General features: G+C 71.8%; 10 protein-coding genes and 2 tRNA genes. 6 read left to right on the top strand and 6 right to left on the bottom strand.

The features are described from left to right. On the bottom strand, window positions 1–1,971 hold a 1,971-nt coding region (gene glxA, locus OO62_RS34250; RefSeq protein ID WP_051733850.1), incomplete at its 3' end, for a radical copper oxidase GlxA. Beyond that, the gene (locus OO62_RS34245) at window positions 1,968–3,902 is read right to left on the bottom strand and encodes a glycosyltransferase family 2 protein (RefSeq protein ID WP_033271604.1); all 1,935 of its coding nucleotides are present in this window, start codon (window positions 3,900–3,902) and stop codon (window positions 1,968–1,970) included. The genes OO62_RS34245 and glxA, both read right to left, overlap by 4 nt. Before the next feature lie 535 nt (window positions 3,903–4,437). Here OO62_RS34245 and OO62_RS34240 point away from each other — a divergent pair. From OO62_RS34240 to OO62_RS34230, 3 genes are read left to right on the top strand one after another with little or no spacing between them, the layout of a single operon-like run. Then, window positions 4,438–4,761 (top strand): hypothetical protein, encoded by a 324-nt coding sequence (locus OO62_RS34240; protein WP_033271603.1) that lies wholly within the window; start codon window positions 4,438–4,440, stop codon window positions 4,759–4,761. Continuing rightward, window positions 4,758–5,831: a WXG100 family type VII secretion target gene (locus OO62_RS34235; RefSeq protein ID WP_033271602.1), complete on the top strand. Its 1,074-nt coding sequence runs from the start codon at window positions 4,758–4,760 to the stop codon at window positions 5,829–5,831. The genes OO62_RS34240 and OO62_RS34235 overlap by 4 nt, the downstream gene beginning before the upstream one ends. Then, the gene (locus OO62_RS34230; RefSeq protein ID WP_033271601.1) at window positions 5,828–7,276 is read left to right on the top strand and encodes a hypothetical protein; all 1,449 of its coding nucleotides are present in this window, start codon (window positions 5,828–5,830) and stop codon (window positions 7,274–7,276) included. The genes OO62_RS34235 and OO62_RS34230 overlap by 4 nt, the downstream gene beginning before the upstream one ends. A gap of 151 nt (window positions 7,277–7,427) precedes the next feature. On the opposite strand, the gene OO62_RS34225 is transcribed toward OO62_RS34230, so the two are convergent. Then, window positions 7,428–7,501, bottom strand: a tRNA-Lys gene (locus OO62_RS34225). A 458-nt stretch (window positions 7,502–7,959) separates the two neighbouring features. On the opposite strand from OO62_RS34225, the gene OO62_RS34220 reads away from it, so the two are divergent. Then, window positions 7,960–8,376: an SsgA family sporulation/cell division regulator gene (locus OO62_RS34220; RefSeq protein WP_228332455.1), complete on the top strand. Its 417-nt coding sequence runs from the start codon at window positions 7,960–7,962 to the stop codon at window positions 8,374–8,376. Next, a complete protein-coding gene (locus OO62_RS34215; protein WP_228332454.1) occupies window positions 8,376–9,677 on the top strand; it encodes a hypothetical protein in 1,302 nt (433 codons plus the stop codon). The genes OO62_RS34220 and OO62_RS34215 overlap by 1 nt, the downstream gene beginning before the upstream one ends. A 100-nt stretch (window positions 9,678–9,777) precedes the next feature. Here OO62_RS34215 and OO62_RS34210 read toward each other — a convergent pair whose 3' ends face one another. After that, the gene (locus OO62_RS34210; protein WP_033271599.1) at window positions 9,778–10,407 is read right to left on the bottom strand and encodes a dihydrofolate reductase family protein; all 630 of its coding nucleotides are present in this window, start codon (window positions 10,405–10,407) and stop codon (window positions 9,778–9,780) included. Window positions 10,408–10,788: 381 nt separating this feature from the next. Here OO62_RS34210 and OO62_RS34205 point away from each other — a divergent pair, with 381 nt between their 5' ends. After that, window positions 10,789–12,543, top strand: a complete 1,755-nt coding sequence (locus OO62_RS34205) for an AMP-binding protein (protein WP_033271598.1) — start codon at window positions 10,789–10,791, stop codon at window positions 12,541–12,543. A gap of 103 nt (window positions 12,544–12,646) precedes the next feature. On the opposite strand, the gene OO62_RS34200 is transcribed toward OO62_RS34205, so the two are convergent. Both OO62_RS34200 and OO62_RS34195 read right to left on the bottom strand, forming a co-directional pair. Beyond that, window positions 12,647–12,720: transfer RNA gene (locus tag OO62_RS34200), tRNA-Lys, on the bottom strand. A 75-nt stretch (window positions 12,721–12,795) separates the two neighbouring features. Continuing rightward, window positions 12,796–13,554, bottom strand: a complete 759-nt coding sequence (locus tag OO62_RS34195; protein WP_033271597.1) for an IclR family transcriptional regulator — start codon at window positions 13,552–13,554, stop codon at window positions 12,796–12,798. Window positions 13,555–13,588: the final 34 nt, after the last annotated feature.

Genomic DNA, 13,588 nt, shown 5'->3' with positions numbered 1-13,588 from the left:
GTAGATCGTCGGCAGCGTCAGATGTGTATAAGAGACAGCCTTCACCCACACCGCCTTCGAGGGCGTCCCCCGGCCGTCCACGGCGTTGAGCATGTACCACCCGGGCGGCACCAGTGACGGGTCCTTCGGCAGGGTGACGGTCACCCCGTCGCCGCCCTTGGTCACGGTGAAGTCCAGGGCCACCGACCGCTGTTCGACGTTGGTGACATGGGTGAAGGAGCCGGGCCGGATCAGCCGCATCTTCTTGATCGCCGAGGCGTGGGCGGCGCGGTAGGTGGCCGTGCCGCCGAGGGGGACGGTCCTACTGTCGCGGTCCGTCAGCTCGGGCCGGGACTTCCGGAAGAGGTAGGGCGGCGTGTAGAGGTCGATCTGCTGCTGGAAGACGCCCGGCCGGGTGTTGTCCTTGTCGGCGTAGAGCGAGTCGGAGCCGAAGGTCATCACCCGGCCGTCGGGCAGCAGCAGCGCACCGGAGTGGTAGTTGCGGCCCACCAGCGGGTCCGCCACCTGCCGGGCGCGGTTGGCCGCCGGGTCGTAGAGCTCCGCCTTGAGCACGTTGGAGTCGCTGCGGCCGCGGTAGTCGCCGGAGCCGTTGGTGGTCAGCACGGTGTCGTCCGGCAGGATCACGCTGCTCGGGTAGCGGGCCTTGGCGTACAGCGGAGGCCCGTCCTTGAAGCGTGGTGCGGGGGAGTGCAGGTCCACGATCCGGGTCCGGTTCGTGGACCGCGGGTCCTCGCCGACCCCGCCGCCGCCCAGCACCATGTAGCGCTGCTGCTGGGCGGGCGGCAGCAGTACCGACATCGACGTCTCCAGGATGTCCGGATCGCTGATCCCGGGCACGGGCCGGAAGGCGTTCGACTTCAGGTCCCAGATGCCCGGGGTGCGGCCGACGTTGTCCGGGCCGTAGCCGGCGTTGGAGCCGGTGTAGAAGACCCGGCCGCGGTCGGTGAGGAACAGCGCGGGGTAGGTGGGGAAGAAGCGCCGGGAGGGCAGGTAGCGCCACTTCTTCGTCGTCGGGTTGTAGATCTCCTGCTTGCCGGGGACGACCTGTCCGATGTCGTCGAGCCCGGAGACCGAGAGGACCTTGCCGTCCTGGAGGGTGGTCAGCGTCGGGTACCAGCGGGCCTCGTTCATCGGGTCGACGGGCAGGTAGCGCTCGGCCACCGGGTCGAACTCGAAGCTGTCCTTGATTCCTTGGAAGTCCTTCTTGTCGAAGGACAGCTTCTGCGCGATGCCGTAGAAGTTGCGGGCAGCCGCGCCGGTGAGGCCGTGGATGCGGTAGTTGTCCTGGGAGCCGGTGGAGTGGGCGGGGCCGTCCTGGAGGGCCTCGACGTAGACCCGCGCCTCGCTGTGGGTCACGGTCACCCGGCCGGTGGCCGGATCCTTGGTCTTCTTCGCCCGCGGCACCACCACCGGGTCCTTGGAGGCGAAGGTCCGGCCGTTGTGCCGGCCCGTGAAGCGGGTGCCGGCCGGGAAGGTGCGGGGCGCGTCCGGATCCTCGTTGTAGACGATCATGAGGCCGCCGGCCTTTTTCACGTCGCCCTGGAGCTTCTCGTAGCGCTGGGTGCCGCCGGCCACCAGCAGTCTGCCGTCCGGGAGCTGGGTGTGCCCGGAGCAGAAGAGGTCCTTGGGGGTGGGGATGTTCTTGAAGGTGTTCCGCTCCGGGTCCCACAGCACCGTACGGAACGACTTCGCCTTGAAGTTCGCGGCGTTGTTGCCGGATCCGGCGACCAGCAGCACCTTCCCGGTGTGCAGCAGCGCCGCGTGAATGGTGTTGATGCGGTACGCCGCGGGGACGTCGACGACGTCCCAGTGGCCGTTCGCCGCCTTGTACTCGGGCTCATTGATCTTGTACTGGTGGTACTGCTCCGAAGCGAAGCCGTAGAGCGCCGGCCCGTTCATCCCGGCCAGTGCCAGCACCACACCCGTCGCTATCGCCACTCTGCGTACGCGACGGCTCGGACGGTACTTCATGTGTGACGTCCCCCAAGGGCGATGTGCAGGGTCTGTTCGGAGGTGGCCGGCTCTCCGGCGGCCGTTGTCGTGCCGCCCGGCCCGTCGGCGGTGGCCTCAGCCGCGGAAGCGGTCCGGCCGTCGTCCGCGCCGGCCGCGGTCCGCCGTCTCGCGCTCCGTACGCCCGTCCGCCAGGCGACGATCGGTGCCGCCGTGATCAGCAGCGCCAGCGACGCCCAGGTGATCATCGCCGGGTGGCTGTGTCCCAGGGCGAACGAGGCACCCAGCGAGCCACCGAAGACGACGAGGAAGAAGAGGTGCACCCGGAAGGTGCCGAACAGGGTGTCCGGGCTGGAGGAGTCGCCCTTCGGCGTCACCACGAACCTGCTCTTGCGGCGCAGCACCGCGTCGAACAGCGACCGGGCGTAGATCGGCGCGGACATCGCGGACATCACCATGCCGGCGACGCCCCCGGACCCCTCGGGTTCGTGCGGCGAGACGTTGTGCCGCCGGTTCCACACGTACAGCCCGATCTGCAGTGCGGAGGCGTTGCCGTAGAGCATCATCCACACCGCGGGGTCGATCTGGACGCCGGAGGCGCCGAGGCCCAGGAACAGTGCGCAACTGAGCGCCGCCAGGATCCAGTTCAGCGCCGACATCGGGTAGAAGATCACCATCATGGCGTAGTTGAAGAACCGGCCCGGTGACAGCGTGAACGGCGCCTTCCAGAACTGCTTGAGGATCGTCTCGTACGTCCCGCGCGACCAGCGCAGCTGCTGGGTGAAGAAGTCCGTCCAGGCCGTGGGTCCCTCGCCGACCGCGAGGACGTCCGGGGTGTAGACCGAGCGCCATTTCCGTCCGGTGGCCGGATTGCGGTGCCGGTGCATCTCGAATCCGGTCGCCATGTCCTCGGTGATCGAGTCGTACAGGCCGCCGATCTGTTTGAGCGCGCTGATGCGTACGGCGTTGGAGGTGCCGACGAACATGGGGGCGCCGTAGCGGTTTCCGGCCCGCTGGATCAGCGCGTGGAAGAGGAACTGCTGGGATTCGGCTGCCTTGGTGACGAAGGTGTCGTAGTTGCCGTACACCTGCGGGCCGATGACGAAACCGACGTCCGGGTCGCGGAAGAAGCCCAGCATCCGCTCCAGATAGTTGGGCAGCGGGACGTGGTCGGTGTCGACGGAGGCGAAGAAGTCGTAGTCGTCGCCGTGGGCCGCAAGCCAGGCGTTGTAGTTGCCGTGTTTGGTTTTGGCGCGATGCGGCCCCTTGGCTTGATTCCACTCCGGTACGCCCTTGCGGCTGAAGTGATGCACTCCCAGCCGCCGGCAGACCTCCTTGACCTGCGGGTCGTCGCCCTCGTCGAGCAGCCAGACGTGCAGCGGACCGCGGTGCCGCACCCGTACCGCCGCCTGAAGCGTCTTCGTCACCATCTCCAGCGGTTCCTTGCCGGGCACGAACGAGGTGAGGAAGGCGACGCGGGTGCCGCGCTCGGGTATCACCGGGACGGGGTCGCGGGCGACGAGGGTGGCGTGCGCGTTGGACAGCACGTTCATGCAGCGGAAGAACTCGATCAGCCCGATCGACACCAGCATCACGGTGTCCAGCGCCGGCAGGAACGCGTGCTCGGGATAGTCGCGTTGGGTCCAGTGGGCGGGCTGGAGCAGCCAGGCGAGCAGCCCCAGCGAGACCAGCGGCGCGGCGCCCAGCAGCAGCGTCGCGCGGAGGCGATGCGGTTCGCCGGCCAGCAGGGAGCGGTAGCGGACCCGGTAGGGGCCGTCCGGGCCGGGATCGGTGAGCGGCCCGGCCAGCCGGCTGTAGTGCTCGTAGTCGTAGCGCGGCAGCGGCCCCCGCCGGTCCCGCCGCTGCCAGTGCTGGCGCGGCACGCGCAGGCGTGCCGTCGCGGACGGATCGAAGGAGCCCTGTGGCCGGGCGTCGTCAGGCGGCGACGTCATGAATCATCCCCCCGCACGCAGCGCAGGCCGCGCGCCATTTGGTGGTGGCCCGACACCTCGGTCCCCCTCGACCGACCCGGGCTCACTGATGTCGGCCGCCCACACCGTCGGACGGTGACGGCCGTCCGCCGGTTACGTGATGCACGCTCAGCGATCCTGCCAAGCGGCGGACTCCCCACGTCCACATCACGCCATCCGGCGCATCCTTTTGTCCTCAACTCGCCGCAACTCCGCTTCTTTTCAGCCGAGTTACCAGGTCAGGGTCCCGAAACCGGACTCATGATCGCAAGGAGGACCATGGCGTATACGGATATGGCCGTGCAATGCGGGACGCCATATGACGCAGCGCGCACCCCTTGCTTTCGTCGCGCTTCGTAACTGCCGGACTTTGTACGGCTTTTGATGTGATGGCTGAAGTCGACGGCGGTGTCCGCATGGCGAAGTAGTGTCGGTAAAGAGAACCTCCTGCATTGGCAAAGTCTCCGTTCAACTGGCAGTGTGTAGAGCCAATTCACGGAATCGGGGGTGCGGTGCCATGGCCGGCGATATGTACATCGATGCGGCGCAACTGACCAAGCTGGGGAAGAGCTTCGAGACCCATGCGTACGATTTGGAGCAGTACGTCAAGGAATTTTCCGGCAAGGTCGGTGAAGAGCAGATCCACGACGGCTTCGGACTGCTCACCGAATCGGAGGAAGTGACGTCCTCCTACATCGAGTTGGCCGAGCACATGGTGAAGTCCCTCGGTAATCTCCACCGTCACCTGGACGGCATCGGTGGTGGGATGCGCGGAAACGCCAAGAACACCGAGGCCGCGGACGACGTCATGGCTGAGATGTTCAAGGGTGACGGCAAGTGAGTGAAGAGGGCGTCGCCGAGAAGGTCTACGAGGCGGGCATCGAGATCGTCAACCCTGGTGGGCGGCCGGATGTTCTGCGGAACGCAGCCCGGGGCTGGCGCACCATGGGCGAGCACCTCGACTCCATGTTCAGGACCCTCGACACCCAGGTGGAGAACACCCTCGGCGAGCACTGGCGCGGCGACTCCGCAGACGCCTTCAAGGCGCACTGGAGCGAGCTGAAGAAGGCCGTCGACGAAACTGTCCCGGTCTTCGAGAAGGCCGCCAAGGGGCTCGATGAGGCCGCCGACTCCATCGAGACGATTAATGACGAAATCCACGAGATCTACTTGGAAATCGGCGTTTCGGTCGGTGTCGGAATCGCCCTGTCCTTCGTCACCGTGGGATTCGGTGCCGCCGCCGGCGCGGCCAACGCGGCCCGTCTCGCGGCGCAGGCCGCGCGCGCGGCAACCCGGCTCGGCAGCATTCTGAGCAAGGTGGCCAAGGCGTTTCGCGCAGTCCAGACATTTGCTCGGGCCGGTAAATGGCAGCGTTTCCTCGTCGAAATGGGGACGCAGTACGCGGGCGGCTTCGCCTCCGGCGTCGGCACGAGTGTGATCAGCGGCAAAGGGCCCGAGTGGAGCGACAACGCCATCAACGCGGGCTATGGCGCCCTGGGCGGCGCCGGCGCAGGCGCTCTCATCGGTGGTCGGCTCGGCGGCGGCCTCGCGGAGAGCGCTGTCTCAGGAGCTCTCGGCGGGTCCGGGGCCAGTGTCATCGGCGACCTCACCAACAATGCGATCAAGGGTGAGGAGAACGACCCCACCCAGATCGCCATCGGTGCGGCCTTCGGCGGCCTGGGCGGAGCCGCGGGAGGCGCGGCCACCCATCACGCCGTCGACGGGCAGAATCTCAACGGAACCCGCGAACTGGGCATCGACGTCGGCATCAACGGCACCATCGGTATGGGTGCCGGTGAGGACGGCAACGACGTCAAGGACGCGCAGGAAGACGCCGGCAAGCAGAACGAGAAGGGTGCCCACAAGGTGAAGGACAAGCCGGATACCAGCGTGTTCGGAGCGTTCGGGTGAGCGCCGGGGCGGTGCGGGTCGGCCGCGGGGTGACCGTGGTGGGGGTGGCCGGGCTCGTCGTGCTCGCCGGCGGGTGGCTGCTGCTGGATGCGGGGCCGCTCCGTACGGCCGTGGTGTGGGCGGCCGTTGCCGCGCTCGCCGGATGCGTCGTCGCGCTCACCGGGACGGTCCTGCGGGCGGGGCGGGTCACACCGGCGCGTGGGTACGAGCTGGCGCTGGACGCCGCGCGGGCGCCGGCGCCCGGGACGGGTACCGCGCTCCCCGCGGTGCTCCACGGCTCCCGCTGGCCCTGGGCCCGGGTCACCGCCGTCGCGCTCGCCGTCCCGACCGTCCTGGTGCTCTTCTGCACCCTGGGCGCCGGCACCCCCGACCGCGGGGCCGTGGCCGGCCGGATCGCCGACGCCGACTTTGTGATCAAGGAGCTGCCGGTCGTCGCCGTCGGCGGTGTCGAGCGCGCGGGCAGCAGCAGCCGCGCCTCGTCCGAGGCCGACTACACCGTCCGGCTGCCGGCGCCCCACGGCGGCGCGGGGGTCCCCGCCACCTTCCGGGCGGAGGTCCACCGCGGGGTCCGGCAGGTGGGGGACACCCTGCCGGTGGCGTACGTACCGCAGCGGCCCGACCTGGGGGCGGTCGGTGCCGACACCCGCTCGGCGGTCGAGGCGCAGCTCGCCGGCCGCACCCTGCCGTACGGCACCGCGGCCGTGGCCGGCGTCCTGTGGGGCGTCGCCGCCCTCGCCGCGTTCTGCGTGGGCACGGCCGTGACCGGTCCGCCCCGCGGCGGTCGCCGGGTGGGCAAGGACTGGACCGCGCTGCGGGCGACGGTCGCCGGGGTGGCGGAACACGTGGAGCGACCGACGGGCGACGATGCCAGGACCGGTGCCGATACCGGGACCGACGCAGGGACCGGGGCCGACGCCGGGGCCGGGTCCGGGTCCCGGTCCGGGAAGGGTTCCGCTCGCTACGCGTGCCTGATGCTGCACACCGACACCGGCGACGTTCCCCTCCGGCTCGCGGCCTCGCACCGGCGTGCCGCCCCGCTGCTCACCGGCGCCGCGGGCTGGCTGCTGTGGAAACCGGCCGGCCCCCGCGGCAAGGTGCCCGCCGACTTCGTCGCGGACGACGGCTGGCAGCTGCCCGGCCGCCTCCCCGCGGCGGAGGCCGCCCGGATCGCCGACGCCTTCACCGTCGACACCGCCCGCCACACCCGTCTCCTGGAACTCGGCAGCCACTGGGCCCGTACGGTGCCGGCCGGCGTGCTGCTCGGTGCGGCCGTCTCGGTGGCCGCCGCGGGGGCGCTGGTGCTCCCGGTGGACGGCGGGTGGCGTGCCTGGACGGCCGTGGCGGGCGCCGTGGCGCCGCTCCTGTGCTGGATGATCACCGGGCTGTTCGGTGCGCCGCGGGCGACGACCCCGGCCGCCCCGGTGGAGGCCGGACCGGCCGCCTGACCGCGTCCCGCGGGCGGCCTGCCGGCCCTCGGCCCCGGCCGCCCGCACGGACCGCCACCCGCGGGACCCCCACCGCGACGCCCGATGCCCGCAACGCCCGATGGCGGGAACGACTGAGGCCCCTCGCGATGCGAGGGGCCTCAGTCTTACGTGCGCCGCCAGGGACTCGAACCCCGGACCCGCTGATTAAGAGTCAGCTGCTCTAACCAACTGAGCTAGCGGCGCGCGCTGACCTGGAAAACATTACACGACCTGGAGCGGTGCTCCGTACCCCGGGCCGGGCCCCTCACGCACTCGGGAGGTGTGATCCCGGTCACCCTCGTGTGGTCGGTTCTGTGAATACCTCGCCGGGGGCGTGTTCCGTACGGGCCGGAAGGCCCGCGCTTTCGGGACCTTGGACTGCCGAGCCGTCCGAATTGCTCTGTGAAGATCGAGTTCGGGGTTTCCGTGGTCGTCGGTCAGCAGTTGCCCCGTCAACATGCGATATCTCCTGCCGGTTGAGAGGGTGAGGGGGCCGCCAGGGCGACAGAACTGAACAGACCCGGACGGGTGCCGGGCCATGGCGTCCGTCACTCCTCCTTCACCTCCTGCAACCCCGCCCTCCACAGCAACGTCTGCCAGGACGCGCGCCCCGGACCGGGTCCCCGGGACTCGCCCCTCCGTCGGAAAGGTTGATCGTCGTGGTGTCGACAGCCAAGCGCACCCTTGAGATGCAGCTCCTCCTCGGGCCGGACGAAACAGTTCCGGTGGCCGGCCGGTTCGGCTATCGCAGCGACCGCCCGTACGAGGTCGAGGTCGCCTTCCTCAGCCGCGGACGCCCGCTCGCCACCTGGCTGTTCGCCCGCGACCTCCTGCTGGGCGGGCTGTACGACGAGGTGGGGGAGGGGGACGTCCGGGTGTGGCCGCTGCGCCGGCCGGGCGAGGCGGGCCGGGTGCACCTGGAGCTGTCGACCGACGACAGCGTGTGCGAGATGTCCGTACGCGCGACGGAGCTGACCGCCTGGCTGGAACAGACCGTGGCGATCGTGCCACCAGGACACGAGGGCGCCCACCTGGACATGGACGCCCACCTGGCCCGGCTGCTCGCGGGGAAGTGCTGATGGGGGACAGGGTGACGATGACGACGGCGATGACGACGGCGACGGCAATGACTGCGGCGATGACGACGAGGGTGACGGCGCCGGAGGACGGGCCGGCCGCCGGGGTGACGGCGGAGGAGGCCGTGAAGGCGGCCCCGGCCGGGCCCGCCCACGGTGTTCCCGACGGGCCCGCCCACCGTGTGCCCGAGGGTTCCGCCCACCGCGTCCCCACCCCGCGGCGCGGTGCGGAACCGGCCCTGCCCGACGGGGCCGGCGCGCCGGCCCCCCACGCCCCCCGTGCGCACGGCTTCCTGCCCGAGCGCCCGCCGGTCCGCGCCATGATCGGCACCTGGACCCGGCTCGACGCCATGGCGCGTGCCGCCGCGGTCGCGCCGGACCGTGCGGCCGCCGTCGCGCTGGTCGAACGCGCCCGGCGCGCCGAGGAGTTGACCGCCCTGCGGCAGCGGGTCTCCCGCCTCTCGCTGCGCAACGCGGAGGCCGCCGCGATGCGGATCGCGGTCATCGCGGTGTCCTGCGGATGGTGCGGGCTCGACCCGCAGGCGCCGGCCGCCCGCGAGGTCGCCGACGAGGCGTTCCTGGAGCTGTGGGCCGCCATCGCGCACCGCATCGACCACGACCAGTTCGTCGCCCTGCCCACCCTCGCCCTCCACAACTGGGCACCCGAGCGCAAACCGCGCCGCCACATCCCCATCGACCAGCTCGCCCGCACCGAAGCGCTGGTACCGATCGTCCGCTGGGCGCCGGAGGGCCAGCCGCTCAGCCGGCTGGACCGGCTGATGCTGGCCGCGACCCGGCTGGAGGCGCACGGCATCTGGCTCTTCCGGCTCGCCGACACCCTCGCGGGCCGTTCGCCCGACGACTCCTCCACCCCGACGGCGCTCCGCCGCCTGGTCCGCGTCCAGCACGCCCTGCGCGCCCAGCTGCACGCCGAGGCGGCGGAGCTGGCGGCCGCGCCGGCGACGCCACAGCAGGGCGCGGTGCTCGGTGCGCTCGCCGAACAGGGCGCCCTGGAGCCGCCGGTGCTCCAGGCCGCCGACGCGGTGCTCGGCATCGGGGGCCGGCGGATGGGCGAGGGGCGGCGCCAGCTGCTGCGCCGGCACCTCCCGGCGCAGCACCGCGCCTGGCTCAGCGCGATGGACCGGCACTGCGCCCCCGTACGCACCCTCGCCCACCGCGGCGGCCCGGACGCCGCCGTCTACCGCGAGGCCCAGGAGTCGCTGATCGCGCTCCGGCGCACCTACACCGCGCTCGTGCAGGCCGCCGCCCGCCCCGGCACGGCCCCGCTCCCGGCAGCCGCCTGACGCCGCCGGGGCACCGCCGGGGCCGGCCCGCCCCACGAACCGCCCCACGGGCCGTCCCGGCCCGCGCGCGGTCGCGCGGCGAGGCGCGCGTCCAGGGGCCTCACTCCTGCTCGTCCAGCTGGAAGGACCCGTACGTGGGCTGCCCCGCCCTTTCGTAGACGCAGTACTGCACGCCCGCGCCGGTGGCGTGGGAGGCCGTGAGCTTCCAGGCGGCAGGAGCGGCGCCCTCGGCGAACAGCCGCTTGCCGGTGCCGAGGACCACCGGGTTGACGAGCAGCCGGTACTCGTCGACGAGGTCGTGCTGCTGGAGGGTGTGGATCAGGTCGCTGCTGCCCTGCGTCATGATCACGCCGTCGAGCTGCTCCTTGAGCCGGGCGACGGACTCCGCGGCCTCGCCCTTCAGCAGATGCGAGTTGTGCCACTCCAGGCTCTCCCGGGTGCGCGAGGCGACGTACTTGGGCATGGCGTTGAGCTTTACGGCGATCGGGTCGTCCGGGTCGGTGACCCGGGGCCAGTGGGCGGCGAAGATGTCGTAGGTCCTCCGGCCGAGCAGCAGGTGGTCGGCGGTGTGCTCGAAGGTCTCCGTCATGAGGCGCAGGAACTCCTCGTCGACGTACGGGACCTGCCAGCCGCCGTGCTCGAAGCCGGCGTCGACGTCCTCGCCCGGGCCGCCGGGGGCCTGCATGACGCCGTCCAGGGTGAGGAACGCGGTGACGATCAGCGTGCTCATGGTGCTGCCTTTCGGATGCGGAAGCTGCCTGTGTCCGATTGACTCCCCGGCCGGCGAGAACTCATCGCCCGCCGTGCCGCCGATCGGACCAGGCCGCGTTCCGGGGCGAAGGGGCGGCGAGGGCGCCCTCCGCGGTCAGAAGGCGGCGCACGCGATCCGGACTCGACCCCCACGTTCTTCAGGGGCGAGGCATGCGCACAAAGCTCAGCGCTGCCGTGATCGGCCTCGGCGTCCTCGGTGTCTCCCTGCTCGCCACGGGCAGTGCTGAATTCCCCTCGGGGCCTCCCCGTCTTCCCCCGGGGAGGCCGCCGGGCCCTCCCGGGCGGTCCGGGGCACCACGGGACTGTCGACCTGACGAGCCGTCAGTTACGCTTCCGCGTCATGACAGCCGACGGCACGAGGAGCACGGCAGGTTCCGGTGCCGGGACCGTCGCCGAGCTCGTACAGGCGCAGTGGGGCGACCACCGGACCGGCGCGCGGTTCGGGGGAGTCGCCCTCACCCACCACGAGTTGGCGGCCGGCGCGGCCGCCCGGGCGGCGCTGCTGGGGGAGCTGTTGCCCCGGGGTGCGGAGCCGCACGTCGGGGTGTTGCTCGACAACGTGCCGGAGTATCCGCTGTGGCTGGGCGCGGCGGCGCTCGCCGGGGCCGCCGTCGCCGGGATCAACCCCACCCGGCGCGGGCCGGAGCTCGCCCGGGACATCGGGCACACCGACTGCGTGCTGCTGGTCACCGAGCGCGCTCACCTGCCGCTGCTGGCCGGCCTCGACCTCACCGTGCCGCCCGGCCGGGTCCTCGTCGTGGACGACCCCGCGTACCGGGAGCTGCTCGCGCCGTACGAGGGCACACCGCCCGACGGGATCGCGCCCCTGCCCGGCGCCCGTCCACCCGGCCCGGCCACCCGGATGCTGCTGTGCTTCACCTCCGGCTCCACCGGCGCCCCCAAGGCCGCCCTGTGCACCCAGGGGCGGCTGGCCGCCGCCGGCGCGCAGCTGGCCCGGTCCTTCGGGGTGCGCCGGGACGACGTCCACTACCTGTGCATGCCGATGTTCCACGGCAACGCCGTGCTCGCCGGCTGGGCCCCGGCGCTCGCCGGCGGGGCGGGCATCGCGCTGCGCCGCCGCTTCTCGGCCTCCGCCTTCCTCCCCGACGTGCGCCGCTACGGGGCGACGTACTTCACCTACGTCGGCCGGGCCGTGCACTATCTGCTGGCCACCCCGCCCGCCCCGGACGACCGGGACCACCCGCTGCGCAACGGCTTCGGCACCGAGGCGGGCACCGTGGACGCGGCCCGCTTCGCCGCCCGCTTCGGCGTCCGGCTGACCGAGGGATACGGCTCCTCCGAGGGCGGCGCCGCCCTCCGGCGCACACCGGACACCCCGCCCGGTGCCCTCGGCCGGCCCGCCCCGGGCGACGACCTCGCCGTGGTCGACCCGGCGACCGGCACCGAGCTGCCGCGCGCCCGGCTCGACGCGGCGGGCCGGCTGCTGAACGGGGAGGAGGCGATAGGGGAGCTGGTCAACCGCGGTCGCAGCTCCTTCGAGGGCTACTGGCGCAATCCCGGGGCGACCGCCGCGCGCACCCGCGGCCCGGGAGCCGGGGCCGGCACGGGCTGGTACTGGACCGGTGACCTCTTCTTCCGGGACGCCGGGGGCTTCTTCCACTTCGCCGGGCGCACCGACGACCGGCTGCGGGTCGACAGCGAGAACCTGGCCGCCGCGATGATCGAGAACATCCTCGCCCGTTACGCCCCGGCCGCCGGCGTCGCGGTGTACGCGGTGCCCGACCCCGTCGCCGGGGACCAGGTGATGGCGGCCCTGGCCCTGCGCGACGGCGCCGCCTTCGACCCGGACGACTTCGTGGCCTTCCTGGCCGCCCAGCCCGACCTCGGGACGAAGATGGCGCCGCGCTTCGTACGGACGGTGGCGGCGCTGCCGGTGACGGCGACGAACAAGATCCACCGGGTGGCTCTGCGCCGGTCCGGCTTCCGCTGCCCGGAGCCGGTGTGGTGGACACCCCTGACCCCGGCACCGGCCGCGCCCGCCGGGTCCGCGTACCGCCCGTTCACCGCGGAGGACGAGACGGCGCTGCTGGCGCTCTACCGCGCGCAGGACCGGGCGGGGCTCCTGGAGCGGTGAGCGTCGAGCGGAACCGGGGCCGCGACGGAACCGGGGCCGCGAGAGGTGCGCGCGCATGACGAAGTGGGCGTTCCCGGAGAACCGGAAACGCCCACTTCTTACGTGCGCCGCCAGGGACTCGAACCCCGGACCCGCTGATTAAGAGTCAGCTGCTCTAACCAACTGAGCTAGCGGCGCGCGCTGACGAAAGAAATACTACCTGGTCGAGAGGGGTGCTCCTGACCACCTGCCGGCCGTGCCCGCCCGCCCGGCTCAGATCGCCAGGGACAGCAGGACCGGGGCGGCCTTGCGGTTGAGGGCGTCGGCCGCCTGGCGCAGGCGGTGGGCGTGCTCCAGCGGCATGGACAGCGCGAGGCAGCCGACCGTCGAACCGGCGGTGATCGGTACCGCCGCGCAGACCGTGCCGACGGCGTACTCCTGGAGGTCCAGGACGGGGACCGTGGGCGGCTGGCTGTCGAGCTTGTGGAACAGCACCTTCTCGTTGGTGATCGTCCGGGAGGTGAGCCGGGCGGTCTTGTGGCGCGAGAGGTGGTCCTTGCGGCCGTCGTGGTCGAGCTGCGCGAGCAGGCACTTGCCGACCGCGCTGGCGTGCGCCGTGCGGCGGAATTCGGCCCACTCGTTGACCTTCGGCGCCAGCGGTCCGTCGGCGTAGTGCAGGATCTTGACCTCGCCGTCGATGTACCGGCTGATGTAGACCGCCGCACCGACCGAGTCGCGGAGCTGGTCCAGGGTGAGCTGCAGCTTGTCGCGCAGGGCCCGGTCGCGGTCACCGCCCGATCCCAGGAGCAGGAGCGAGTCCCCGACCACGTACGCCCCGTCGGTGACCTGCTCCACGTAGCCCTCGCGCCGGAGCATCGACAGCATGTGGGCGAGCAGTCCCGGGGACAGCCCCGTCTCGCGTGCGATCTGGACGTCCGTCACGCCGTCGGCGTGCCGGGAGATCGTTTCGAGCACGCGAAGGGCGTACTGCACCGAATGGAACGGCGCGGTCGGCTCGGGCTTCAGCGCCACGGTGTCCCCCTAGCAGGTTGGTACCGCTTGCGTC

The organism is Streptomyces lydicus (assembly GCF_000717345.1).
Lineage (GTDB): Bacteria > Actinomycetota > Actinomycetes > Streptomycetales > Streptomycetaceae > Streptomyces > Streptomyces lydicus.
The sequence above is the reverse complement of the archived record's forward strand: the minus strand, read 5'-3'. Positions and strand labels throughout refer to the sequence as shown.

Excerpts from the sequence above, each read along its gene's own strand:
- OO62_RS34245 (WP_033271604.1), bottom strand. The coding sequence starts at position 3,902 with ATGACGTCGCCGCCTGACGACGCCCGGCCACAGGGCTCCTTCGATCCG.
- OO62_RS34240 (WP_033271603.1), top strand. The coding sequence starts at position 4,438 with ATGGCCGGCGATATGTACATCGATGCGGCGCAACTGACCAAGCTGGGG.
- OO62_RS34215 (WP_228332454.1), top strand. The coding sequence starts at position 8,376 with ATGGGGGACAGGGTGACGATGACGACGGCGATGACGACGGCGACGGCA.
- OO62_RS34210 (WP_033271599.1), bottom strand. The coding sequence starts at position 10,407 with ATGAGCACGCTGATCGTCACCGCGTTCCTCACCCTGGACGGCGTCATG.
- OO62_RS34205 (WP_033271598.1), top strand. The coding sequence starts at position 10,789 with ATGACAGCCGACGGCACGAGGAGCACGGCAGGTTCCGGTGCCGGGACC.